This is a genomic window from Parasaccharibacter apium (genome assembly GCF_002917995.1).
Taxonomy (GTDB): Bacteria; Pseudomonadota; Alphaproteobacteria; order Acetobacterales; family Acetobacteraceae; genus Bombella; species Bombella apis.
On the sequence record NZ_LMYH01000017.1, the window covers coordinates 30,393 to 54,984 of the forward strand.

Genomic DNA, 24,592 nt, shown 5'->3' on the forward strand with positions numbered 1-24,592 from the left:
GGCCGGCGATGGCTGACACATCGACAGAGGAGCATCACAACTGGAAGCCCAGGCACAACCCCTGGCTTGTGGCGGTTGTCGTGACGCTGGCAGCCTTCATGGAAGTGCTGGATACCACAATTGTCAACGTGGCTCTGCCGCATATCGCAGGTTCGCTGGGCAGCTCTTACGATGATGCCACATGGGCGCTGACCTCCTACCTCGTGGCCAATGGGATCGTGCTGACGATCTCGAGCTGGTTGGCGAAGCGGTTTGGAAGGAAACGGTATTTCCTCATCTGCGTGGCGATGTTCACCATGTCCTCCTTCCTCTGCGGTCTCTCCACCTCTCTGCCAATGCTGGTAATTTTCCGCCTGATGCAGGGTTTTTTTGGCGGTGGATTGCAGCCGGTGCAGCAGGCCATCATTCTGGACATTTTCCCGCCAGAGAAACGTGGCGCAGCCTTCGGTCTGACGGCCCTGGCCATCGTGGTGGGGCCGGTTCTGGGGCCGCTGGTAGGAGGATGGCTCACGGACACCTATTCATGGCGATGGATTTTTTACGTCAACGTGCCCTTCGGCATCATGACGGTCATGGCCGTGATTGCACTGGTGGAAGATCCGCCATGGGTGAAGGCCGTGAAGGAGAGGGTGGATGTTGTCGGCATCAGTCTGATCTCGCTGGGTCTTGGCTGCCTGGAGATCATGGCGGACCGTGGTGAGGATGACGACTGGTTCGGCTCGTCTTTCATCACGACCATGGCCATTATCGGGGGGCTGTGCACTCTTGGGGCCATCATCTGGCTGCTCAAGGCCAAGAATCCTCTTCTGCGGCTCAGCGTGCTGAAGGATCGCAATTTTGCCCTCGGAACATTCATGATCGGGGCTGTGGGTGTGCTGCTCTATGCGTCCGCCGTGATTGTGCCGCAGTTCGCCCAGCAGGTGCAGGGTTACACGGCCACCATTGCAGGGCAGCTCATGGCACCGGGTGGCATGGCTGTGATGGTGCTGATTCCCTTTGTGGGAATGCTGATGAAGCATGTGCAGGTCCGGTATCTCATCGGGCTGGGTTTCTTCTTCATGGCCCTGTCCTGCTTCTTCGCAGCCACGCTCTATTCCGATGTGGACTTCTGGTATCTGGTACTTTGCCGCATGAGACAGACAGCCCCACTGGCTTTTCTGTTCGTGCCCATTTCCACCATTGCCTATGCGACCTTGCCGAGGGAGCTGAACGGCGATGCTTCGGCCCTGTTCAGTATGGTAAGGAACTATTTCGGGTCACAGGCTATTTCGCTCTCTACAGCGGCGTTGACGGAAATGCGTCAGGTTCAGCAGACGGATGTGTCCTCACACGCCATTGCCTCACGGCCAGAGTTCCGAAACTATCTTTTCCATGTCCAGCAGCTGGCGGAAGCGCATGGTCTGGCCCCGCTGCGTGCCCATGCTTTTGCCGTTGCCCATATGTATCAGGAGTTTCTGCGGCAGGTGGCCATGCTGGCCTATAATCAGCTCTTCAATGTCCTGGGGATCATGGCTCTCTGTATCGTGCCGTTCTGCTTCCTCATGTCCCCGATGAAGGGCGGTGGCCAGGGGGGAGGTGGCCATTGAGAGCGGAGCAGCCCCGCCGGATGATTGTTTCAGGGAGCGTACATCCTGAGAAAACTTTCCGCCACCATGGTAGCCACGCCATCTATGCTGTTCTGGCTGGTGTCCACGGGCAGGGAGAGGCGGCACCGGTGGATGATACGGGTCTGGCACATCGTGAGAAACTGCTCGGCAGCAAGGTCGATGTCAGAAATGACCAGTTGGCCGCCTGCATGTTTCTCTGCAAACCAGTCGGCAAGGCCGGTCAGTGTCCGGGAGACACCGTAATGCCAGAGCGTGTCTGCCAGATTGGGGAACTCGTTGGCCTCTGCCACGACGATGCGGTAGAGGCCTATGGCCTCCGGGTCGATCATCAGGGTGATGATGGTGGCTGCTGCCTGCCTGAGGGCCGTGCGCAGGTCAGGCTGAGGCGCCCGGGATACGGATTTCAGCGTGTTGAGGCGTGTGCGGCTGCGTTCTTCGAAAAAAGCCGTGAACAGATCAGCCTTGTTCTCGAAATGGTTGTAGAGCGACCCTTTGGAGACACCTGCCAGATGAGCGATCTGCGACATGGAGGTTCGCTCATAGCCCTGTTGGAGGAAAAGCTGTCCAGCACTCTGGAGGATCTGCTCGCATTTGCGGGAAGCCGCTTTGCTGTTGCGGGGCGGACAGGGGGCCGGGTGTTCGGTCTGGGTCATCGTTTTGTGGAAGGGTTGCTCCTGCGTATGGAGGGGCATGATAGGCTGCTGGGGCGGCATGGTCCATATGGGCGATCTGTTTCTGGCCCGTTTTATGTTGATAATTCTACAGGAGCTTCACAGTGAAAGACGCTCATTTGTTCCGTTCCGTCCGTAAGGGAGTGGGAAACCTGTCTTCACGCGGTTTCAGCTGGCAGCTTCTGTCTGGGGTGGCTCTGCTGGGGCTGGGGGGGTGCCTTATGGTCGGCCCTAAATATCATCAGCCGAAGGATTGGGCCCCGCCGCATTATGACCTGCATAATGGTAGCAACCAGCCGTCCGGCAAGGGGGCATCTGCCAAAGGAAATGGCCCTCATGGGGCCAATGCAGCGCCGGAGGACAGGACCAGTAAACAGGCCTCTCCCGCTTCTGTCGTGACAGAGCTGCCCATGGCGGATGCCTGGTGGAAGAGTTTTCACGACCCTGAGCTGACATCTCTGGAAGACCGTGTGGCCACGCAGAACCTGTCTTTCCTTCTGGCTACACAGAATCTGGCGCAGAGCCGGGCCCAGATGATCATTGCCGGGGCGGAGCGGTTCCCCAGTCTTTCAGCGTACGGAACCTATGTGCGCTCGCAGCACAGCTCCAAGCAGCTTCAGGAAATCTTCAAGCGTGTAGGCAAGGGGTTCCCAGACCTGCCAGCGCAGGAGGCCAATTTTCTTCAGGGCTCCCAAGAGGCCCAGGTCCCGCTGCTGAACCAGTGGCAGGACAAGATTGATGCAACCTATGAGATCGATCTCTGGGGGCGTGTGGCCTACCAGTATCAGGCGGCAAAATATCTGATGAAGATGAGCGAGGAGGAACGGCGCAGCATTCTCATTGCCCGTCAGGCCGACATGGCCCGTGATTATCTCCAGCTGCGGGGTGATCAGAAACGTCAGCGCATTCTGGCAGATAGCCATGCCACCGTGCAGAATCTGCTTTCGTTGGCGCAGAGCCGCTATAAGAGCGGGCTGGTTACGGAGCTGGATGTGGACAGCATGAAGGCCCGTCTTCATGGAATTGAGGCCCAGCAGGCCAATCTGGATGAGACGGTGGCGCGGGAGCAGAATGCCATAGCCCTGTTATTGGGCATGCCACCGCAAAGCCTGAATGAGGAGCTGGGACAGACGGCGGGTGTGCCGACTGTTCCCCCCTTCGTTCCGGCTGGTCTGCCATCGGAACTGGCCCATCGTCGCCCGGATATCCGGGAGGCGGAAGAGCATCTGCGGGAAACGGTAGCAGAAGTTGGTGAGGCCACAGCGGATTTCTATCCCAAGGTGACCGTGACGGCAGATTTCGGGTTCCAGACCCTGTCTTTCCGGGACCTTGGGTTCTGGAATGCCCGTGCCTGGAATGTCGGGCCCAGCATCTCTCTCCCCATTTTCCAGGGCGGGCGGCTTTATGGTCAGCTTCGTCTGAAAAAGGCAGCACAGCGTGCTGCAGCCGTGGAATATCGGCAGACGGTTCTTCAGGCCTGGAATGAGGTGGATAATGCCTTGCAGGCCTATCATGATGAGCAGATTCATCATGAAGGATTGGCAAAGACCGTGGATGACGAGAAGCGGGCTCTGTCTCTGGCAACCAGCCAGTATCGGGCTGGTCTGGCGACTTACCTGTCCGTTCTGGAAGCACAGGAGAAACTGCAGGAAGCCCAGCTTGATCTGGCTGCCAGTGACAGTGCGTTCGCAACGGATCTTGCCCGTCTCTACAATGCGTTGGGTGGGGGCTGGTCTGATACCCTGCCTGATAAGGAGCAGGTCAGCCAGGCAGCGCAGCCAACGACACACTGAAAAAGGGCGGGGAAACAGCCATGCAGGCGGGGAGGTTGTGCTGGCCTGCCAGCAGTGGCTGTGCATGGTTTTTTCCTCATGATCCTGCGACTCCACGGTCTTGCTGATGAGACTCGCTGTCAAGGGGAGCCATCTCTTGCCCACAGAGTTTTCCACAGGTGCGAGGGCGCAGAAAATGGCCACCTTCACTGTATTGTGTGAGTGATTATCCACACCTCTTTTCGGGGGTGTGGACTACGTGGATACCTTGTTGTGGGGCAGGATCAGGGGGGATGAATACAAGAAAACCGGCATGAATACATGCCGGTTTTCTTTTGGGGCAATCCCGTCTCCAGCAGAAACAGGAGAAAGCCTTATTTGGTTTTTTGGGCTGCAGCAGTGGCTTCGGTCACGACATTTTCGGAGACGAAGACCAGCGTGTTCAGGGCATCGTTCAGGGCCACGTTGGCAGCCTGGGGATTGTGACCCTGTGCAAAGATCAGGGCACGGTTCACAAAACCCTGGAGCTGGTTCAGCGGAGCCAGAGCAATGATGAAGTCGATGTCCTGCCCGACGAGTTGAAGGGTCTGGGCGGCCTGATCGGTCTGTCCGGCCTTCAGCTGGGCATTAGCCGTTGCCACGGCACTCTTTTTGCTGGGTTCCAGCATGTCTGTTGCGATGACCTCACCCCCGACCGGGACCCAGTCCGTCGGACCGTTCTGGGGTGTGTGGCTGCTGGAGACAGGATGCTGGGGAGCGGGGTGCAGGTCGGCTTCGGCGGCTGTGAACTGTTCACGGGCCTTGGCGGCTGCCTGGAGGTGGGTCACGGCGGCGTTGAGAGCCGGCAGGGCCTGCTCGCTCTGCCCGGCTGCGAGAAACTGCTGGGCCTGCACGATGTTCGCCATGGCCTTCTGGCCGTGTTCGGAGAGATGATGGAAGGCGCGATGCTCTTTTTTGCGCACGCTTTTCACATGCTTGCTGGAGACGGCGGCAGGGGCATTGTTGCTGGCCGGTGTGGCATCATCGGCGAAAGCGGATGTGGTCAGGGCGCCCAGGCCGAAAAGGGAAAGGGCCAGGCCCTTGTGCAGTGTATTGAAGCGCATGGAAATATCCTTGTTCATAGGATGGAGGATGCCCTCCCATGCAGATGGTTGCAGCCCTCTGCGCAGGATGCAGGTCATCCCGATCACAGTGATAACAGCTTAAAAACAGCTCATGTGCAACTGTTATGATCGGGCTGAAAATTCTCAGAAAATCTCGATATGGCTTTTGAAGCCAAGCAGAGCCGCATCCCGGAGATTGCCCTGGCCATTGGGGCGGAAGAAATATTCCAGCAGTGGCTGAAAAATGACACCCCGATAGACATGGATGGCGTAGTTGACTTCAAACACGGCGGCATGACGCTGTACGCCAGTTGCATGGTCCGGGAGACGGCTGAACTGCTGTGTGTCCAGCATCATCGTCTCGGTGGCCTGCACACCGGGGGCAATTTTCTCGTAGGTGAAGGAAAGACCAAACGTGTCAAAGGGGCGGGAGCGGAAAATTCCACGGTCTATGAGAGCCCCATAGGCTTCCCATTCCCGCAGGGCGATCCGTTTATCATTATAGAGGAACCCCCCCAGCAGCGTGATGCCCCGTTTGCTGCTGTGGTAATGGTTCAGGATATGCTGGTCGGCCATGAACCAGGCGCCGTAACCGTCATGCCGTGTGCGGGGTCTGCCATGGGTCAGGGCGTAGGGACGCCCCTGCTCATCAAGATAATTGTCGGGGCTGGGGGCGGTCATCATCACGCCGCCGATCTTGTAATGCCCGGGATGGTTTTTGCCGAAGAGGGGCTCCCATCCCATTTCAAAGGGGAGGCGGAACCCGTTGATGTTGCCGCCATTGAACTTGAAGCCGGTACGGTGCTGCTCGTTCTTGTAGATGCCGTTTTCTCCGGCATAGAGGCCGCTCTGTATATAAAGGAAGCGGGAGGGACGGACCCGGATGCGCCCAGCCCAGACAGCTGCAGGATAACCGCTGACAAAGCTGCTGTCCGTGGCGGCCTTGGGGCGTCCGCAGATGCTGCCATTCTGGAAGTTGCAGAAGAGGGGGCTGTTCTGGAAGTCCGACATTTCCGCCATGCGGCCGGCAGCGATGGCAAGGCGGCCATTGAACAGGTCTTCTTCACCATAGGCCATGACGAGATGGACAACCACATTGCCGCCACCGCCGTAATCTTCCGATGCATGGTTCAGCCAGTCACCAAACATGCGGTTGGCTGTTGTTCCATAGCGGCCGACAACAATGCTGTGTGTGGAAAAACCCCGCAGCCCGATGAGCTGTTCCCAGTTTATGTTGAGTGAGGCGGCATATTGCCCGGCATTGCTGGCACCCTGTTTGTAGGGTGCGAAATGCTGGGAGTTGGGATAGTTTTTCTTGGGCGGCGTGATGGCCCCGGCAAATTCATTCGTGTTGTCGAGGAGGAGGGCAATGCCCCGTTTGCGCAGCCAGTCCGTCATGCCAAAGCCATGGGGAAAGAGGGCCTCCGGCCTGCCAAAGGGAGGAACCGAGGTCGTATAGCCGCCATGGGCAGGCAGGGGGGTATCAACCCGGAGCAGGGGTTCGTTACCGACGATTTCATCAAGTACCTGTGCCTGCGCACCGGGGGTGGCGAAGCAGAAGAGGGCGACTGGCAGCAGCCAAGACCGGTGCCTGGCCAGCTTTTTGAGAAAAACTGATGAATAACGGCGTAGTTCTTTTAGAGAAATGGGTACGTTCTGCCATATGGGGCAAGAGAATATGGCAGGCATAATAGTCCCCATTTCTATAAAAAGAACCCTGATGGTACGAAATTGCCCCCAAGAAAGAGCGCATTGTTGCGGAATCTGTTAAAGAAGTTTGGGTAAAACTTCAAAGTCTATCTTCCGCCTCTGGATATTTTTCAGTCTGACCTGCTGTCTGGACGGGACTGCCATGAAGTAACCTCTTTTCACGCCTCTGGGAGTGTGGGAAAAGCGGGGCCATGAGTACCCATATGGAAACCCATACCATTCACCCCGTTCCTCAGGCGCATCGTCACGGGCGGGTAGCGGACCTGTTCTCGGTCTGGTTCAGTGCCAACATGACATTGCTGACGGTTGTTACCGGGGCCCTGGGGCCAGCCGTATTCGGGCTGTCGCTCATCTGGTCCGTTCTGGCGCTGGTGCTGGGTAATGTGGTGGGGGCTGTCTTCATGGCGCTCCATGCGGCACAGGGCCCGCGTCTGGGTGTGCCCCAGATGGTGCAGAGTCGGGGGCAGTTTGGCGTTTATGGGTCGGTGCCGATCATCCTGCTGGTCGTGCTCATGTATATCGGTTTTGCTGCTTCCAACTGTGTCGTGGGGGGAGAAGCCCTGGCGCATGTGCTGCCTGTCTTCCAGGGCAGCAGGGGGGTCTGGCTCATTGCGGTGCTGACACTTCTGCCCTGCATGATGGGGTACAGGGCCATCCATGTCTGTTCCCGTCTGGCCAGCTGGATTTCCATTGTGGCGGTCATTTACGCCATCGGTTGTGGGCTGGGCGGGTTTTCCCGCACATTGCTGGCAGACATGCACGGCACGGTAGCCGGATTCTTCGGAGCCTTTTCCGTTTCGGCTCTCTGGCAGATCGCCTATGCCCCTTATGTTTCCGATTCTTCCCGGTATCTGCCGGATGAGGCCGGGTCCGGCCGGCAGGCCTTCTGGGCGACCTATGGGGGAACTGTCATCGGGGCTGTTCTGCCCATGGTGCTGGGGAGCCTGCTGTCACTGAGCTATCCGTCCCTGCCGTTGGCTGGAGCGCTCTCCCTGACGGGCGGCCATATGGGCAATATCGTTCTTCTGGTGCTGGCACTGGCCATTCCGCTGGCCAATGCCATGAGTGTCTATTGTGGAGCGTTGTGCAGCCTTACTCTGGTGCAGACCTTTTGGCCGTCGTGGCGTGCCGGCCTGTGGGGGCGGCTGGTCATGACGGTTCTTCTGCTGGGGGCGGCCCTGGTCATGAGCCTCGGCATGGTTGGTGACTTCCTGCAGGCATACACGTCGTTTCTGGATGTACTGATGGCAGTGCTCGTGCCGTGGACGGCAATCAATCTGTGCGATTATTACCTGCTGCGCCATGGCGAGTATGATGTCATGGCCTTTTTCAGGGCGGATGGTGGACCGTATGGGCGGTTCAATCTGCCGGTCGTGTTGATTTATCTCCTGGGTGTGCTGGTTGAACTGCCTTTCATGAAGACCGGCCCGTATACAGGGCCGCTTGTGGAAGCCCTGCATGGAGTGGATATTTCATGGATTGTCAGTCTGCTGGTGACGGCCGTCGTGTATTATCTCTGGGTGAGACGATGTGACGGGGTGAGAGCCTGAGCTTTATCTGGTCGTATGAGGGGTTTCATTGGGGTCTGATGTAAGCTGTACTGACAGGGTACTATTATATTTGTAATTGATCTGACTTGTTAAAAGAGAACCGATCCTTCTATACAGGCAGAAGCCGTTTTAGACTGGCCATCCCTGTGGGGGTGGCAGGGGACGTGATGCAGCTCTTTTGTTGACGGCCGGGCCCTGCGTCATGTCTGCTCTGTGGGGAAGGCTCTGCATGCTGTGGCTGAGGAGGGTGAGATCACCGGGTGGGCTGCTGGTGCTGGGTGGCATGGTCGTGTTCTGGCTGCTGTCGTCTGCTTCGGCAGAAGCATCGGACATCACGTTTGCCGTCATTGGTCCGCATGAATATGACCTGCCAGTGGATTTCAAGCCTTTCAATGTATTCGTCCAGTATGGTGACGGGAATGCAGCAGGAAATTATTATGATGGGCAGGGGGCCAGAAAGCCGGAACGGGGCAGCCATACATGGTCTGGCCTGAGCAAATACGTCCATTTCTGGACGTTTGATTCCATTCCTCATGTCGGTTTTGCCTATGAAGTCATCCAGACGGAAAGTTACCGTCTGGCAGATGGCACAAATTATGGTGGATTGGGGCCGACCATCACAGGGCCTGCGGTGTGGTTCAAACCGAATGAACACAGCACGTTCGGTATCCAGACCTTCATGCAGACACCCAGCGCCACCCGGAAAGTCCTGAACCCGCAATACTGGTCCAATCTTTCAAGCTTCATGTTTGATTATGAGTGGAAACATTTCAGTTTCGGTGGAGACCTCGGGGCTGTGGTGGCTTCGACCATGCATGTCAGAGGGGAACATTCCTATCATCCGGGGACGGCCTTTCACAGCAATCTGCGTTTCAGCTGGAAAGCCAGCCGCAGGTGGGAGCCATTTTTCTCCATGGACTGGCAGAACAATGCCGGCTGGCATGACAACACGCTGGGGCGCTCCGTGGCGGACAGCAGCAGCCGGGAGGTTACGCTGGGCGTGGGATTGATGTGGAACATCAATCCCCGGCTTAACATCACGACCCGCTATGCCCATTCGGTGGACGGACGTTATGTACCGGAGACCAACGCTTATTATTTCAAGCTGGTTTATCTGTTTGAGGGGGCCCTGTTCTCACATTACTGACCGTCTTGCAGGTGGTAGAGATTTTTTCCCCGGAGCGCTGTAAGAGGGGAGCGGTCTCGACAGCCATAAAAGGACGATGATGACGGCAACATGCAGACATCGGTTTCTGACGCCGGAAACAGGCGGCCCCTGCCTTCTGCTGGTCATGGCGCTGGCAGGTTTCATCCTGGCCAATTCACCATGGCGGTCTTTTTATGCGCTGCTGGCCAAGCCTCTGGGACCTGTCCCGTTGGGGGATGGCCTGTCACCCTTCTGCCTGCCCAGCGTTGCAGAGCTGGTCACCATTGGGCCGATGACGCTGTTTTTCCTCACCATTTCGCTTGAGCTGAAAAAGGAACTGACAGCCGGACACCTTGCAGAATTTCGCCAATGTCTTCTGCCCTGTCTTTCGGCTCTGGGAGGTGTGGTTGTTCCAGCAGGGCTGTATGCGCTGATTGCTGCACCTGACCCTGCCCTTCGGTCAGGCTGGGCCATTCCCGTTGCAACGGATGCAGCTTTTACGCTGCCTGTACTGTTGGCGCTGGGGCGGCGTGTTTCGGAAGGAGGGCGGGTCTGGCTGATGGCACTGGCCATTTTTGATGATGTGCTGGGCATTTTCATCATCGCCCTCTTTTATGGTGGAACACCGCATGCCATGCCGCTTTTCGGTACGGTCATCCTTGTGGGCATGATGGCCTGTGCCGGCTGGCGGGGTGTCCGTTGCCTGTGGTTTTATGGCATTGGCGGAGGGCTTCTGTGGATTTGCCTGAAGGAAGCGGGGCTGCATCCCACATTGGCGGGTGTCGTGGTGGGGCTCTGCCTGCCGACCGCCCGGCATGATGGCCCGTCTCCTCTGGAGCGTGTGGAGCATGGTCTGGCGCCGTGGGTCACATGGGGGGTGTTGCCGCTGTTCGGTTTTGTCATGGTGGGTGTGCCGTTGGCTGATACGTCTCTCACGAGCCTTGATCTGCGTCTGATCGTGGCTGTTGTGGTGGGGCTGGTATTGGGCAAGACGGCCGGAATTTTCGGCATGACGTGGCTTGCCATACGGTGCCGCCTGGCTTCTCTTCCGGCCCGGACATCATGGCCGATGCTTTTTGGTCTGTGCCTGCTCTGTGGGTTGGGTTTTACCGTCAGTCTTTTCATGGCTTCGCTGGCCTTTCCTGCTTCGGGCCTGCTCATATCCAGCAAGATCGGTATTTTTCTCGGCTCTTTCATGGCCGTGGCCAGTGGCTGGTTCTGGTTGAGATGCGTGGTGAAAGAGACGTGAAGCTCTATCTACTCGACAGTTCTGCTGTGCCTCTGTATGGGGGCGGGCGTGTGCTGATGATCGGATAGAGGAACTCACTGATGAGCCATGAGCGGACAGACCGGCCGGATGCCCTTCATGACCCGGCCTGTGATGGAACGACACATGCCGGAGTGGCCAGCCCGACCGGTAGGGAACGTGGCTATGCAGCCCGGAAAAAGCGCCGTGTGTCTGCTCCGCTGACACCGTCCGGCAGGCCGGTTCTGGAGCCTCCGGGTGGGCAGAAAAAGGTGCTGCTTCACTCCTGCTGTGCCCCCTGCTCTGGTGAGGTGATGGAGGCGATGACGGAATCAGGCATCGACTACACCATCTTCTTCTATAATCCGAACATCCATCCAGAGCGGGAATATCTTCTGCGCAAGGAAGAGAATGTCCGGTTTGCCGAGGCACACAACATCCCGTTCGTTGATGCCGATTATGACAGGGACAACTGGTTTGAGCGGGCCAAGGGCATGGAATGGGAGCCGGAGCGTGGCATACGCTGCACGATGTGCTTCGACATGCGTTTTGAGCGCACGGCCCTGTATGCGCATGAGCACGGGTTTCCTGTCATGACGAGTTCTCTGGGCATTTCACGCTGGAAGAACATGGCCCAGATCAATGATTGTGGTGCCCGGGCCGTGGCGCCCTATGATGGGTTGTCCTACTGGGATTTCAACTGGCGCAAGGGGGGAGGCTCTGCCCGCATGATCGAGATCAGCAAGCGGGAGAGATTCTACAAACAGGAATATTGTGGCTGTGCCTATTCCTTGCGGGATACGAACAATTTCCGGCGTTCAAAAGGGCGGCCCGCCATCGTGCTGGGAGAGGAATTCTACGGCGAAGAAGACTAGACCTTTTCCTGCCCGGGGAGCACCCTGAAGGCAGGAGGGACGTATGAAAATTGCCATTGTCTGTGATTCCTTCAAGGAAAGTCTGGCCCCACTTGAGGTGGCTGAGGAGATAAAAGCAGGTTTCTCCCGCGTGTTTCCTGAAGCATCGTATATCTGCCTGCCTATGGCAGATGGTGGAGAGGGAACAGTGGAAGCCCTCGTGCAGGGTACGGATGGTAAACTGGTGCATTGTTCCGTCACGGGGCCGCTGGGGATGCCGGTTCCTGCTTTTTTCGGCATCAGCGGTGATGGGCAGACGGCGATCATCGAGATGGCAGCAGCGGCGGGCCTTCCCCTGCTCCAGCCAGAAGAGCGTGATCCCTTGCGGACGACCACTTATGGAGTTGGGCAGCTCGTTCTTGCCGCTCTGGAACATGGGTGCCGACATGTCATTCTCGGCCTGGGGGGCAGTGCTACCAATGATGGAGGGGCCGGGTTTGCGCAGGCTCTCGGGGCCCGCCTGCTCGATCAGCAGGGGCAGGAGCTGCCGCCTGGTGGTGGGGCTCTGGCCAGGCTGGCGGATGTGGACCTTTCCGGTCTGGACAGACGCCTGTCTGACATCACGCTGGAAGGGGCCTGCGATGTGACCAGCCCTCTGACAGGGCCGCGGGGGGCCTCGCATGTTTTTGGTCCCCAAAAAGGGGCTGGACCAGAGGATGTGATTCTTCTGGATGATGCCTTGGCGCATTATGCCCGTATCCTGGCCCTTCGGTGTGGGAAGGATGTGGCGGCTGTGCCCGGGGCCGGTGCTGCGGGGGGATTGGGCGCTGGGCTTCTGGCTTTTACGAAGGCACGGCTGCGGCCAGGTGTGGAGATTGTTGCAGACCAGCTTCAGCTGGCTGCCCGTTTCAGGGATGTGGACCTTGTCATCACCGGGGAGGGCCGGATGGATGGCCAGAGTGCCCAGGGCAAGGCTCCCATGGGGGTTGCTCAGGTTGCCAGAGCCCAGGGGCGGCCTGTCATTGCCATTGTCGGTTCTACGGGAGAGGGTGTGGACAGGATGCATCAGGTGGGCATTGATGCTTTCTTTGATACGGTTCCCCGTCCCGAGGCGTTGCCGGTCGTGCTGGCGCAGGCCCGTGAGAATGTCCGTCGTACAGCAGAGAATGTCGCCGCTGCGATACGGACAGGGATGGAGATGGGACGGAACCTGTCGGGATCATCTTGAACGGTAACATAACTCTACCATATTTCTGTGTTCGTCTGCCCAGCAGGTCATGAATCAAGACATTGGAAACAAGCAGGTTTTATGAAGCGTTATTCTGTTCGTCAGATCATGGTGAGCATGGGGGCAGGCCTTGGGCTGGTTGCCATGCTGGCGGCTCCTGCGCAGGGCATGGCCGCCAGTGCTTCTGACAAGGTGGATTCCGGGTCAGCCCCGGCGCACGCTGCGCCCGTCGGGACAGTTTCCCTGCCTCTGGGGCAGCCGGAAGGTGATTTTGGCTGGGCCGGTGTGTCGGGGGCATTGCGGACCCAGCTGGACCAGGACCAGACGACCTTGCGGACGGTTGGTGCCGCTCTGGGGGGACTGAAGGGGCTGCCTGCCGGGCGGTTGCTGGATTCCTACACGCAGCAGGTGGCGAAGGTCCGCCAGCATGTGACGGACGGGATGGCGCAGATCCAGGCTTATGAGGGCTCTATCAATTCCCTGCTGAAGGTTCTTGGCGACAAGGCCGAGGATGGGGAGGATGCTTCCATCACCCGGCAGCGTGTCACGGCCCGCAAAACCTCCATGGGGATTACGGCTCTTCTGGTGCGGATGCGTGTCTGTGATCTTCAGACCCGCCAGCTGGAAGGTCAGCTGGACGACCTGCGCCGCAAGGTCCAGCAGGGAGCGCTGGTACGGCATGTCGATTCTCCTCTGGGGGTCGGTTTCTGGCGGCGGGCCCTGTCGGATGGTTATGCGACATTCCGGGATATGGGGCAGGATGAGCCGAGGGCACTGGTTGGTGTTCTGGGTATTGGCTGCCTGGTCATGCTGTTTGGCTTCGTGCTGAGGCAGCTGGCGACCCGTGTTCTTGCTTCAGCCCGGGGGCAGGCGAGCTGGGGGGGCGTGATCCGCAGCCAGCGTGCCCTGGGGAGCGTGTTGGCCGGTGTCTTGTGTGGTCTGCTGGCGGAAATCCTCTGGCAGGGCTGGCAGCTTGTGGGTTTCGACAGTGATGGCGTGCCCGCCATGCAGGGCGCGTATCTGACACAGGCACTGCCGGTGTGTGGTTTCATCATCGGGGCCGGGGTGTCCCTCAAGCGCTGGCTTCTGGGCAGGGCGTGCCTGCCGTGCAGTCTGCTTCTCGGTGGAGGAATTTTGTTCTACGGAGCGTTGCGGACGGCCGAAGTCAGCCGCGATGTCGGCCCCGGGCTGGATGCCGTGCTGGAAGGAGCATTTGCGCTTTCCACATCCATCCTGCTGTATCTGACGTGCCGCTCCAGCAAACGTGACCAGAAAAACGGGGCGGCTCTGGGGGATGTGGAGGCAGGCAGTACGGGGCAGGATATTGGTGCCGTACTGATCCAGCATATTCCCCTGCATGGTGTTTCTGCCCTGCTCATGGGAGTGACGGCCGTTGCCGTTCTGAGTGGTTATATCTCCTTTGCTTTCCTGCTGAATGACTGGGTGCTGACGCTGCTTTATGCCTTTGGGGCCGTCATGCTGCTCATGCAGGCGTGGCGGGACTTTTCACAGTTCCTCTTTTCGGCACAGAGCCGTCTTGGGCGGCTGTGGACCGAGCTGGAGCTGAGTGCCCGCCGTCTTGCGCAGATGGAGGTTATCACCACGGCGCTGGTTGGTCTCAGCCTTGTCATGGTATTCATTGCCCTGTTGCAGGGCAGAAATGGTGTTTCCTTCATCGGGACATGGCGGCAGTTGGAGCATGTCTTTGGTGGGGGTATCCTGTTTGGTGTGCCTGTCTCGCCAAGGACGATAGTGGGGGCGGCCCTGCTGCTGGTGGGCGTTTATTACGCCATACGGTTTTTGCAACAGTGGCTGCAGACACGTCTGTTCCCGGTCACGTCCCTGGATAATGGGGCACGGACATCCATCATCAGCATTCTGACTTATACATTGTGGATCGCTGCGGGGCTCAAGCTTCTGGCCATGATCGGCATTTCCGTACAGAATCTGACATGGGTTGTCAGTGCGCTGTCAGTGGGTGTGGGTTTTGGTCTCCAGTCCATCGTCAAAGACTTCATTTCTGGTCTGATCCTGCTGGCGGAACGTCCGGCCCAGGCTGGGGACAAGATCACCATCAGTGGCAATACGGGGGTGATTCAGCGTGTGAATGTCCGGGCAACGGATATCCGGCTGAGTGATGGAACGACACTCATTGTTCCCAACTCCCAGTTTATCACGGCGAATGTGCAGAATTACAGTGCGGGTCATAATCCGCTGAAGATGAGCCTTGTTTTCGCTGTACCGACCAATGTGAGTGTGGACAAGGTGAAGGCGCTTTTCATGCTTGTCGTGGCGGATCAGCCGGATGTTCTGAAGGACCCGGCCCCGCAGAGCTGGCTGGGTGACAAGGTGGGGGATACGGTTTCTGCGACGCTGGCGATCTATGTTGCACGGGGCACGAACAGTGATGCCGTGAGAACGGCTGTTATCTCCGGGGTGCTGGCACGTTTCAGCCAGGAAGGTATCAGCCTCATGGTGCCGCAGGTTTCTATGACGCTGCCATCTGATGATGGGTCCCAGACATGAAAAAAAAGCCAGGGTGACTGTCACCCTGGCTTTCCATGCCACTGTCGTGCGGGGAGGTTTTACTTGCCGTCGACGGAACGGGCAATTTCAGCCACGAGCTTGAGAAGGTAGGCACGGTCGATCTTGGTGTTCGGACCTTCGATGCGGACTACATCCTGCACCAGAGCGAAGATGAGGTCTTCGCGGGTCATGCTGCGGGCGATATTGTTTTCTTTCTGAGACATGCAGGTAAATCCTCTCATGTGGTGAATTGGCAACGCCGGGTAGACGGTACCGTGCCGGTATCCGTCCCAGCAATCTTTTAGCAGTTTTCATTGAGATAGGTCACGAGGTGTGGATGAAAAGATTGTAACCATAGTCATGGTACCGGTCTTCCATCTTTCCCGGGATTCTATTTTATTGGGGCCATACAGGCACCTTTTTGCTCAGGATAGGTCATGATAACGCGTTTCAGGAATTTCTTTGCTTCAGCCGAGGCTACGACCCGGGCTGCGGTCAGCCCGGTCCGGCCAGTACTGACCGCTCTGGCCGTGGGGCTTCTGCTTCTGGCCGCGGTATGGATCATCCATCCTTTCCTGCCCCCCATTCTCTGGGGGGCGACGATTTCTGTCACGCTCTGGCCGCTGGTTCAGCGGTTGCAGACCATATGCTTTGGCAGCCGGTCAGCGGCGGTCTTTTTTACCGTCCTGGCCGCCATGATCATCTTCTTCCTGCCTGCCGTGCTGGTGATCGTCATTTTTGCACGGCATGTTGATGCCGTGTCCCATTTCATTGGGATCCTGCCGACAATACAGCTGCCAGCAGCGCCCGCCTGGGTGGGGCGTATCCCTTACGTTGGGGGCAATATCATTCCGTTCTGGGATCATCTGCGGGAAAACAGCCTGCCGGAGCTGCTGAAACAGGTCATCCCGTCGCCAGAGAAGATCCTGCATGTCCTTCTGGCATCAGCGGGCAGCTTTGGGTCTCTTTTGCTGGAATTCGCTCTGACATTGATCGTCATGGTGCTGCTGCTGGGCCGGGCGGAGGGCATCATCATGCTTCTGGACCGGATTGGTGGTCAGCTTGGCGGCAGAAAGGGACGTGCCCTGCTGAAGCAGGCCGAGATCACGACACGAGGTGTTGCTCTGGGTGTCACGCTGACAGCCATTCTTGAATCACTGTTCGGCTGGGTTGGCCTGATGGCCGTTGGTATGCCGATGGGCAGTGTCGTGGCGGCGGTCATGTTCATTTCCTGTGTTCTACAGTTCGGTGGGGCATGGGTGATGATTCTCAGCACCGTCTGGCTTTATTTTACGGCACCGTTGATGCACGCCATCATCATGCTGCTGTTTGCGCTTGTGGTGATTGCAGGAGACAATTTCCTTCAGCCGCTCATCATTCGCCGGTATGTGCGGATTTCTGTCATCGTTATCATGGTGGGCGCTTTTGGTGGGTTGTCCACACTTGGTTTTGCTGGTGTCTTCATCGGTCCAACCCTGCTTTATCTGACGGAGACGATGATTCGGGACTGGGCGGGCCTGCCTGCTGACGATGAAAAGGCGGGTCAGGCTGATGCTTCAGCTGATGCCTCCGAGAGCTGAGCGTGTATCAGGCCGGCTTCCGCTGGGGGGTATCACCTGCCAGTGGGAGCGACCTGTTTCCAACGGTAGAGCGTGAGAAGACTCCCAGCCCAGAGGGCCAGACTGGCAAAGCTGAAGGCGATGGTCAGTTCTGCCGCAAGAGGGGTCTGCACGGCTGTATGACGCATAAGCACGATTGTGACGGCTCCCGAAAGACAGAAGGCCGCAAGGGCCAGAATGATCCCGCGGCATAAGGCTCTGGGCAGCAGACAGTAGCTGACCAGTGTCAAGGCAATCAGCCCATGGTAGGCTAGGCTGGTCTGCTGGTATGAGTGTTCCATGTCTGGCGTTGAGACGCTGGACAGATGGGGGATCGGTGTCAGATGGGTCATGAGGGGGCTGATGGCGATGATGCCGCACAGCCCCAGCAGGCAGCCCAGCAGTGTCCCTTCGCTCAGACGGCCCAGCCAGAGGGTGGCGGGTGTTTCCACGCAGGACGTCTGTTCCGGTTTCCTGCGGCGGTGGGTATTGAGCCAGAGCTGGTTGGCAGCATGGAAAAAACCGACGCCGCACAGACCCAGTGCCACATAGAGCCAGCGGACAAATTCGCCGCCAAAACTCCCGAAATGCAAGGCGAGGCACCATGTCAGGATATGGCGGGCGGGTGTTTGCTGGCCGGGTAGATTCTGGCTGTCGATCAGGTGGCCTGTTTCGGGGGTCAGCAGGACAGCGCCACGATCCCGGCCAATGAGCGGGTTCTGGAGGTCTGTTCCTTCTGCCAGCAGATAAGACTGTCCTGCCGGAGGCAGGCTCCGCTCCCCATTGGCATTGTAAAGCGGGGCATGGAGGGCAAGGCGCTCGGCCTGACTGTCCGTGCCGTGAGGGGGCAGGACATAATCCAGCGTGAGGGGATGAAAATCTGGTGCCAGTTCATGCAGGAAGGACAGGGCTTTTTCGGGGGGAAGAAGCGATGATGCTGATGGCATCTCTCTGGCAGTTGCCTGCTGGATGCCGTCATGCCTCGAGGAGACAGGGTACAGTAGCGGCGAGAAGGCAAAAAGCGCCGTTGTCAGGGCGATGATGAGGTGGAAGGGCAGGGAGCAGAGGCCGAGAAGACTGTGGAGGTCGAGCCAGAGGCGGCGGCTGTGGCCCAGCAGGCGGACGCTCATGAGGTGGCGCCATATGCCGGGCAGAAGAAGAATGACACCGGAGAGCAGCGCCAGGCCGTAAAGGAGGCAGACGGTACCGACAAGAGGCATGGCCCAGTTTTCGGGCAGTGGCAGGCCCAGACGGCGGTGCAGCCCTCCGATGAACGTGGGAACAGGGGACAGGGTCAGCTGGTGAAGGGAGGGAGTATGAGAGGCAGGCAGGCTGATGAGAATATGGGATGCTGGCAGGCCGAGGGGCAACTCTGGCCCTGTCGGGATGCTGAGGGTGGCCGTATCTGATGTTTTGAGGCCGACCCTGTAATGGAGGCCGGGGAAGATGGAGGGTAGGTCTTCTGTCCGGGATGTGAGAATCTGGTCAAGCGTCGCGGGGATGTCTGCCAGTGGGAGGGCTCCATGGTCCGGCAGGGGCGGCTGGCTCCATTGTTGGAGAGGGGCGGCAAACAGGGTCATGGTTCCGGCCAGAAAGCTCATGGAAAGCAGAGTGCCGGTTGTAATGCCGATCCAGCCATGCAGGGCGCGGTACCGGATGGCCAGATGCTGGAGCTTCTGCCATGGGCCGAGGCCGATACACAGGGTCAGCCCCGTAATCCCGGCCAGACAGGCGCCCGTCATCAGCAGGCAGAAGCCTGTCATGCCATAAGGGCGGAAACAGGGGAGGGTTATGTCTGCCCAACAGGCCGCCATGATGAAAAGAGCTGCCAGCAGGCCACCGATGCCCAATCGCAGCCACAATACGGCAGAAGGATGGGGCTGTGGGGGAACCGGCCGCCTGTCCCTGCCTTGTGATTCCTCCATCAGGACGTATGGGACTGGGTGGAAATGAGAATGGCCCAGAGGATGGGCATGATGCACAGCAGTACCATGCCAAGCCCACCAAGGCAGAAAAAGGCGGCCATGGCACCGAAGACATGAGCCCATAGCAGCCATGCCAGCCCGCTGGACAGGGCAATGCCGACCACACCGGCAGTACGGCCCAGCTTCTCGGGTCTGGGCGTATTGCCGGGGAGCTGCATCCACAGGAGCACGGCCCACACGGCCCCGGCCAGAAGGCCGCCCCAGAAGAAAACGGGCTCAGACGCAGTCTCCAGTCTCATGCTCCCTCCGGCTTCCCCGCATTCCGCCTGCTACAGGAAGGCTGGCAGGTGGATCATGCTCTGTAATGGGCCGGATTTTATGGGGAAGAGGGAAGATACGTCAAACCTGTATAATTTATACAGGATATAAGGAGTCCTGATGTCAGGCTTCCATGCCGCACTGCCGCCGCTTCTTACTGCCGCCGGAAGGGGAGGCGTTTGCGCAAGCCGCTGAGTGGTCCTGCTGCCGCAAAACCAACGAGCAGGGAAGCTGTGACGGTCAACTGAAAAAGAAAGTGATAGGAGGACGACATGATTCTGTTCTCCAAGGCGGGGGTGACGGATGTCATCTTCAGGCATCAGTAATTAATTTTACGTAATAAAGGAATGGTTTTTTGGAGGATTCTGCAAAAAATATGAAAGGGTGCTGTTTTTGCTGCCTGTTCTGTGGAACGTACTGCTATGGGCAGGCCCTCTGGCAGGTAGGGGAGCGGGCCTGGAAGAAGAGGAAGCAGGGATGAAGATTCGGCCAGCTGAAGACAGGGACATTGCCGCCATTACCGGGATATACAACCATGCTGTCAGTACGACGACAGCCATATGGAATGACAGGGTGGTGGACAGTGCCAATCGTGCCGCCTGGCTGAAAGCCCACGATGAGGCAGGCCTTCCCGTGCTGGTGGCCGTTGATGACGGGGGTGGAGTGGCTGGTTATGCCACGTTCGGGCCATGGCGTGCCTGGGATGGCTACCGTCATACCGTGGAACATTCCGTCTATGTTCACAAGGACAGGCAGAGGGCCGGGATCGGGAGGGCTCTGATGGTGGCTCTTCTGGAAGAGGCCCGCCAGCGGGGATATCATGCCATGGTTGCCGGGATTGAATCGGGCAATGTCGGCTCCATCCGACTGCATGAACAGCTGGGTTTTGCTGTGGTTGGGCAGTGTCGGCAGGTCGGCTGCAAGTTCGGGCGCTGGCTGGATTTGACCTTCATGCAGATTCTTCTTGATGATCGCTCCAGCCCGGGCTGAAAGTCCTTCTCTGTCGGAATCTTGATTTGCACGGCAAAGCTGATGTGTGAATGTTAATTCATGTTCCGGTTGGGGAACAAAATGACAGCTTGCCGGGAAGGAGACGGTCATGGTGACAGGCTGGGCCTCCTTTGGCATCTGTGCCCTGCCGGTCTGTGACAAGTGTGGAATGATAGGGAGGTCCTGGGGCTGATGATGGTACGATATGGGAAAGCCGGTCTTTATGGTGGGATGATGGCACTGGGCATGAGCTTAATGGCTGGAGCTGCCCAGGCAGAGGGCTTGGACCGTGTGTATGAGGTGCAGGCCCAGCTGTCTCCAACAGCCCTTGTGGCGGGCAACAGCACGCCAGTGGATGTGCTGAAGACCCAGATCGGCCCGAATATCCGGCAGGAACAGGATGAGAAGACGGTTTCCATCGGTCAGGACAGCTACAGGCTGGACCAGTACCGCATGAGGGTGCGTCTGCGCCATGGTGCTGGTGGCGGGTATGATGATGGTACGGTAAGCTATGTGATCTCTGCCAACCTGAGCCGGAAGAACAGCGATCATGCGACGTCCATTTTCACGCGGGTGAGAGGCGTCCTGAAGATGCATGATGGCCAGGCTGCGGCTGTTCTGCCAGCCAATCGTTATTTCAAGGGGACGGTGCAGGTTGGTGCCATTGCGGCGAAGCTGTTCTGAACGTGAAGGGAGACTGGACCGTGTGGCGGTTTACGAAAGGCAGCATGGCCCTCCTGGCCTGTCTCATGGTTCCGGCTGGTGCCATGGCGGCTGGGCTGGCCCTGCCGGCTTCAGGAATCAAGGCGCCGTACAGCCCGTTGGCCATTCCAACCCGGATGACGCCCCTTGAAGATTCCCTGGAAACCCTGCTGGACAGGCAATACCGTGTTGTTGCTGCCCATCAGGCCGGAGGGGAGGAGGTGCTGGTTCTGTTCCGGGGGGATATGCCGGACAGGGCTGGAAGTACGGTCCTGTGTGCCCTGACGATGCCTAATCCTGCCAGGGATCAGAATGTCGTGACATCACGTTGCTGGGCCCTGAACCATCCTAACCGGTAAAACATGCCGTCATGCCTGTGCAAGAAAGCCGTTCTGCTGTGTGTACAGGTATGTTACTCATTCTGCGATGTCATGTGGTCCGTCATGCCTCATGTCTCTGCCCTCGGGTAGAGAAGACGGCTCAGGGAGGGAGCTATCTTTATGGTTGATTCAGTTTACAGTCTGCTTGGTTATGAGGCGGAGGTGCGCCAGCTGGGGAAGAAGATCGGGCGTTTGTCCAAGCATGAGCTTTTTTCACAGGATCTGACAGCTTTCCCTACTGCACATCCACGGGTCGAGCCCCGGCATGAGGCTTTTTATCGTGAGATCGAGGCATCCCATCTCTTTTACCGGCAGATGGTCAGTTCGATGGAGCGGGAGTTTCATGCTCTTTGTGAGTGTTTTTCATCTGAGCGCTATTATGCGGTTGATGGTGACTTCAACCATCTGATGGTGAAATTCAACGGTGATGCTGCCAACGATACGCTGGCCTCCATGCGGTTCATGAATCGTTTTATTCTCTGCCTGAAGAAGGGAGCACCCTTTGGGGAGGATGACACGCATGTCCTGTTCGCCAATTACGGGCGGCTGGTGGTCCGCTAGGCGGCAGGGCTGCATTTTTTCTGGCAGAGTGGCGCATGGCAGGGAATCCGGCATGACCTTTGATCTCTACACCACGCTGTATATCGTGGCCATCATTGCCGAGGCCATGACGGCTGCCCTGCTGGCGGGCAAGCTGGAGATGGATCTTGTAGGGGTGTTCCTGCTGGGATGGATCACCGCCCTGGGGGGAGGGTCCATCCGGGATGTGCTGCTCAACCATTATCCATTGTCCTGGGTGCGGCATCCCAGTTACCCGCTCATTACCGGGTTTGCCGCCCTGGCCACCATCATGGTGGCCCAGCACATGCACAGGTTGCGCAAACTGTTCCTGTTTCTGGATGCAATTGGCCTTGTCGTCTTTACCGTTATGGGCTGCCAGGTAGCAATGACGGAACATCTTTCTGTGGTCTGTGTCATCATTTCTGGCATGATCACGGGATGTATGGGCGGCGTGCTGCGGGATATACTCTGCAATGACATTCCGCTGCTGTTCCGGTCCGAACTGTATGGCACGGTGTCTGTCAGTACGGGGGTCGTGTTTCTCTGCTGCTCCCATATTGTGGACAACAGGAACATCGAGCTGCTGATCTCCATGATTTTCGGCATCAGTTTCCGTCTGCTCTCCATCCGCTACAACTGGACACTGCCACGCTTCAGTTATCGGTCCTGAGGCAGGTGGTCAGGTCCGGCCATGGGGGGCCAGAAGAATGAGCAGGGCTCCCACCAGGCAGAGGGCAGCCCCTGCCATGTCCCATGCATCCGGTGCCAGACCCTCCACGGCCCAGCCCCAAAAGAGGCTGGTGATGATATAGAGGCCGCCATACAGGGCATAGGCCCGCCCGGCATGGTCAGCCGGGCTGAATGTCAGCAGGATAGCGAACAGGCCGAGGCACAGCCCGCCGGGCAGGAGCCAGAGCGGGGACCGCCCCAGCCGCAGCCAGGCCCAGACAGAGAAACAGCCTGCAATTTCAGCGAAGGCCGCCAGGCCGTAGAGCAGGCAGGCAATGAGAGCATGTGACATGGCCGATGGTCCTGACGTGATGACGCTGTCTGTTCTGTAGCAGGTGAGACAGCTCACAGGCGAGGGGGGGGGAGAGACGGTCTCTGCCTGGGGCTCAGGAATTATGTGAGGCTTCTTTCGCTGGGTGCCCTGGCTGGAGGTGATTTCTGGCCCAACCGACATTCAGTGCCAGCGTGGATATGCATCGGTATGGCAGTATCCAGCGGGAGCCGGCCGCTGGCGGGCGGATGAACACGGTCATCAGATTGCAGAGGATGATGACCAGTGCCACGTAGTTCTGGAGACCATCGGGAAGGGTGGTGAAAAAGGAGCTGATATCCATTGGCGGTATCTCCGTGATGATAAGGCCGCAGAGAGGCGGTCATGGGATTGATGTATGATGAGATGGAAGCGTCGGTCAGGTCGCTGGGGTCTGCCGGAGGGCAGGGAGGGCTGCTGCGACCTGGGCCACCAGCCGTCCATAAGGGTTCTGGCCATTTTCGTAGTGGATGATGGCCTCCATCAGGCTGGCAAGCAGGGTGGCCGTAGGCGGGCCGAGGACTGTATCCGGCGTCACGCCAAGGGCCTGCGCAACAGTATCAATGTAGCGTCGGGTATCGTTCTCGGCCGGGGGGGCCCATTGGCTGATGATGCAGGCGACGGTATCCAGCCTGTCCCGTACCATGTAACGGCAGAGCTGGTCCCGCAAGGCCATCAGGCCAGCTTCTGATGTGGAGAAGCGGGCGAAGCGGGGCGTGATGCCCGGTCCAGCAGGCTCCAGAACGGCGCCGGGCTGATGGGCGAAGGTCAGATTGCCCGGATTGTTGTTGCGGATGCCACGGGGTGGCCGGGTGGGTGTCTGGGGCATGGTCATCAGCCTCCGAAGAAATGGGGGTAGAGCGTGTGGATGAGTTGATAGAGCCCCACGGCGACTGCTCCGCCAACCGCACCGCCGCCTGTGATGGCGGCTGTAACAGTGCGTGACCGTAATGAATTGCTCTCCCGTATCTGTTCGCTCAGGGAGGCAATGCCAGCATGAAGTTCCAGCGCCAGATTATCGATCTTGTTGCTGAGCTTTGTGAGGTCTTCATCATGACGGGCCTGTACTGCCTCCAGGGCGGCAATCCGTTCGTTGAGAGGGGTGATCCTGTCAGGAAGGTGTGTGGGCATCATGGGAGCAGTTCCATAAAAAAAACCGCCTTGGCGGGCGGTCAATGTGGGGTGAGAGCGTGGTGGTCAGCTACAGATTTTTTGAATTTCATGGCGTTCATTTCCATAATCCAGAAGGAAGAGGGGCGTTTCCTTCAGGTCAGGATGGAGATGGAGCTCTCTGGCGACAGCCCGCTCTTCTTCTGGCGAATAATGGACAAGCGCCGGGCAGAGGGGACGAAAGGGAGGCTGGTTGCAGCCTGCCAGCAGGCACAAGGCCAGCCCTGCCAGTAGTCCCGCAGGCGGTGGAGCGGGGGCCATCAGAATTGTCCCTTTTCCAGTGTGTCCAGCAGCTGGGTGCGGGTCCGCAGGCCGTTGGTACGGGCTTCGAGCATGGTGCGGGCGACCTTGCTTGTGGCCTGGGCTGTTGCCGCGTCCTGCTGGCTGGACCGGACCCGTGCGCTGTTGCGTCCAGCCCTGTTGGCATAGGCAATCAGCCCTCCCAGAAAGGCCAGCATGGTGAGGAGAAAACAGCCTGCAAAATAGGGATTCATG

Annotated in this window: 26 protein-coding genes; 14 read left to right on the forward strand and 12 right to left on the reverse strand. The window is 58.4% G+C overall.

Going from position 1 to position 24,592, the window contains the following annotated elements:
- Positions 1–8: 8 nt before the first annotated feature.
- Positions 9–1,586, forward strand: coding sequence for a DHA2 family efflux MFS transporter permease subunit (locus ASO19_RS08335; RefSeq protein ID WP_043562050.1), 1,578 nt, complete (start codon positions 9–11; stop codon positions 1,584–1,586).
- A gap of 29 nt (positions 1,587–1,615) precedes the next feature.
- Here ASO19_RS08335 and ASO19_RS08340 read toward each other — a convergent pair whose 3' ends face one another.
- Positions 1,616–2,299: a TetR/AcrR family transcriptional regulator gene (locus ASO19_RS08340; RefSeq protein WP_227449770.1), complete on the reverse strand. Its 684-nt coding sequence runs from the start codon at positions 2,297–2,299 to the stop codon at positions 1,616–1,618.
- Positions 2,300–2,382: 83 nt separating this feature from the next.
- On the opposite strand from ASO19_RS08340, the gene ASO19_RS08345 reads away from it, so the two are divergent.
- Positions 2,383–4,071 carry an efflux transporter outer membrane subunit gene (locus tag ASO19_RS08345; RefSeq protein ID WP_248630302.1) on the forward strand — a complete coding sequence of 563 codons (1,689 nt, stop codon included), beginning with the start codon at positions 2,383–2,385 and terminating at the stop codon, positions 4,069–4,071.
- 353 nt (positions 4,072–4,424) lie between these two features.
- On the opposite strand, the gene ASO19_RS08350 is transcribed toward ASO19_RS08345, so the two are convergent.
- Entirely contained in the window at positions 4,425–5,153 is a 729-nt protein-coding gene (locus ASO19_RS08350; protein WP_181005245.1) for a YfdX family protein, read from the reverse strand.
- A gap of 144 nt (positions 5,154–5,297) precedes the next feature.
- Positions 5,298–6,842 (reverse strand): carbohydrate porin, encoded by a 1,545-nt coding sequence (locus ASO19_RS08355; protein ID WP_103765790.1) that lies wholly within the window; start codon positions 6,840–6,842, stop codon positions 5,298–5,300.
- A 212-nt stretch (positions 6,843–7,054) separates the two neighbouring features.
- On the opposite strand from ASO19_RS08355, the gene ASO19_RS08360 reads away from it, so the two are divergent.
- The 6 genes from ASO19_RS08360 to ASO19_RS08385 all read left to right on the forward strand — a co-directional run bounded on the left by ASO19_RS08360 (position 7,055) and on the right by ASO19_RS08385 (position 15,414).
- The gene (locus ASO19_RS08360; RefSeq protein WP_103765791.1) at positions 7,055–8,413 is read left to right on the forward strand and encodes a purine-cytosine permease family protein; all 1,359 of its coding nucleotides are present in this window, start codon (positions 7,055–7,057) and stop codon (positions 8,411–8,413) included.
- 283 nt (positions 8,414–8,696) lie between these two features.
- A complete protein-coding gene (locus ASO19_RS08365) occupies positions 8,697–9,560 on the forward strand; it encodes a transporter (protein WP_081563390.1) in 864 nt (287 codons plus the stop codon).
- Positions 9,561–9,636: 76 nt separating this feature from the next.
- Complete coding sequence (nhaA, locus tag ASO19_RS08370; protein ID WP_081847779.1) at positions 9,637–10,809, forward strand: Na+/H+ antiporter NhaA; 1,173 nt, start codon at positions 9,637–9,639, stop codon at positions 10,807–10,809.
- Positions 10,810–10,889: 80 nt separating this feature from the next.
- Positions 10,890–11,681 (forward strand): epoxyqueuosine reductase QueH, encoded by a 792-nt coding sequence (locus tag ASO19_RS08375; protein WP_086431766.1) that lies wholly within the window; start codon positions 10,890–10,892, stop codon positions 11,679–11,681.
- A gap of 43 nt (positions 11,682–11,724) precedes the next feature.
- Positions 11,725–12,888 carry a glycerate kinase gene (locus tag ASO19_RS08380; RefSeq protein ID WP_103765792.1) on the forward strand — a complete coding sequence of 388 codons (1,164 nt, stop codon included), beginning with the start codon at positions 11,725–11,727 and terminating at the stop codon, positions 12,886–12,888.
- Between the two features lie 81 nt (positions 12,889–12,969).
- On the forward strand, positions 12,970–15,414 hold the full coding sequence (locus ASO19_RS08385) for a DUF3772 domain-containing protein (RefSeq protein ID WP_103765793.1): 2,445 nt from the start codon (positions 12,970–12,972) through the stop codon (positions 15,412–15,414).
- Between the two features lie 59 nt (positions 15,415–15,473).
- On the opposite strand, the gene ASO19_RS09135 is transcribed toward ASO19_RS08385, so the two are convergent.
- On the reverse strand, positions 15,474–15,638 hold the full coding sequence (locus ASO19_RS09135) for a hypothetical protein (RefSeq protein ID WP_156878809.1): 165 nt from the start codon (positions 15,636–15,638) through the stop codon (positions 15,474–15,476).
- Between the two features lie 213 nt (positions 15,639–15,851).
- On the opposite strand from ASO19_RS09135, the gene ASO19_RS08390 reads away from it, so the two are divergent.
- Positions 15,852–16,994: an AI-2E family transporter gene (locus tag ASO19_RS08390; protein ID WP_103765794.1), complete on the forward strand. Its 1,143-nt coding sequence runs from the start codon at positions 15,852–15,854 to the stop codon at positions 16,992–16,994.
- A gap of 32 nt (positions 16,995–17,026) precedes the next feature.
- Here the strand turns inward: ASO19_RS08390 and ASO19_RS08395 are convergent, their stop codons facing one another.
- Together ASO19_RS08395 and ASO19_RS09140 are read right to left on the reverse strand one after the other, a co-directional pair.
- Complete coding sequence (locus ASO19_RS08395; protein ID WP_181005246.1) at positions 17,027–18,937, reverse strand: PepSY-associated TM helix domain-containing protein; 1,911 nt, start codon at positions 18,935–18,937, stop codon at positions 17,027–17,029.
- The gene (locus tag ASO19_RS09140) at positions 18,937–19,236 is read right to left on the reverse strand and encodes a hypothetical protein (protein ID WP_181005247.1); all 300 of its coding nucleotides are present in this window, start codon (positions 19,234–19,236) and stop codon (positions 18,937–18,939) included. Before ASO19_RS09140 ends, ASO19_RS08395 begins: the two co-directional genes overlap by 1 nt.
- Before the next feature lie 496 nt (positions 19,237–19,732).
- Between ASO19_RS09140 and ASO19_RS08400 the strand changes: the two genes are divergently transcribed.
- The 5 genes from ASO19_RS08400 (at position 19,733) to ASO19_RS08420 (ending at position 22,558) form a co-directional block, all read left to right on the forward strand.
- The gene (locus ASO19_RS08400) at positions 19,733–20,245 is read left to right on the forward strand and encodes a GNAT family N-acetyltransferase (protein ID WP_081562651.1); all 513 of its coding nucleotides are present in this window, start codon (positions 19,733–19,735) and stop codon (positions 20,243–20,245) included.
- Between the two features lie 192 nt (positions 20,246–20,437).
- Positions 20,438–20,929, forward strand: coding sequence for a hypothetical protein (locus tag ASO19_RS08405; protein ID WP_103765796.1), 492 nt, complete (start codon positions 20,438–20,440; stop codon positions 20,927–20,929).
- Between the two features lie 20 nt (positions 20,930–20,949).
- Complete coding sequence (locus ASO19_RS08410) at positions 20,950–21,306, forward strand: hypothetical protein (RefSeq protein ID WP_146046936.1); 357 nt, start codon at positions 20,950–20,952, stop codon at positions 21,304–21,306.
- A 141-nt stretch (positions 21,307–21,447) separates the two neighbouring features.
- Entirely contained in the window at positions 21,448–21,888 is a 441-nt protein-coding gene (locus tag ASO19_RS08415; RefSeq protein WP_043562073.1) for a hypothetical protein, read from the forward strand.
- Positions 21,889–21,940: 52 nt separating this feature from the next.
- Entirely contained in the window at positions 21,941–22,558 is a 618-nt protein-coding gene (locus ASO19_RS08420; RefSeq protein ID WP_043562075.1) for a trimeric intracellular cation channel family protein, read from the forward strand.
- 9 nt (positions 22,559–22,567) lie between these two features.
- Here the strand turns inward: ASO19_RS08420 and ASO19_RS08425 are convergent, their stop codons facing one another.
- The 6 genes from ASO19_RS08425 to ASO19_RS08450 all read right to left on the reverse strand — a co-directional run bounded on the left by ASO19_RS08425 (position 22,568) and on the right by ASO19_RS08450 (position 24,591).
- Positions 22,568–22,909, reverse strand: a complete 342-nt coding sequence (locus tag ASO19_RS08425) for a YnfA family protein (RefSeq protein WP_081562647.1) — start codon at positions 22,907–22,909, stop codon at positions 22,568–22,570.
- A 94-nt stretch (positions 22,910–23,003) separates the two neighbouring features.
- Positions 23,004–23,231, reverse strand: a complete 228-nt coding sequence (locus tag ASO19_RS08430; protein WP_052349246.1) for a hypothetical protein — start codon at positions 23,229–23,231, stop codon at positions 23,004–23,006.
- 75 nt (positions 23,232–23,306) lie between these two features.
- Positions 23,307–23,756: a structural protein P5 gene (locus ASO19_RS08435; protein ID WP_258036045.1), complete on the reverse strand. Its 450-nt coding sequence runs from the start codon at positions 23,754–23,756 to the stop codon at positions 23,307–23,309.
- Between the two features lie 5 nt (positions 23,757–23,761).
- Positions 23,762–24,061 (reverse strand): hypothetical protein, encoded by a 300-nt coding sequence (locus ASO19_RS08440; protein WP_043562083.1) that lies wholly within the window; start codon positions 24,059–24,061, stop codon positions 23,762–23,764.
- A 63-nt stretch (positions 24,062–24,124) separates the two neighbouring features.
- Positions 24,125–24,358, reverse strand: a complete 234-nt coding sequence (locus ASO19_RS08445) for a hypothetical protein (RefSeq protein ID WP_043562086.1) — start codon at positions 24,356–24,358, stop codon at positions 24,125–24,127.
- On the reverse strand, positions 24,358–24,591 hold the full coding sequence (locus ASO19_RS08450; RefSeq protein WP_103765799.1) for a hypothetical protein: 234 nt from the start codon (positions 24,589–24,591) through the stop codon (positions 24,358–24,360). The genes ASO19_RS08445 and ASO19_RS08450 overlap by 1 nt, the downstream gene beginning before the upstream one ends.
- Between the last annotated feature and the right edge of the window lies 1 nt (position 24,592).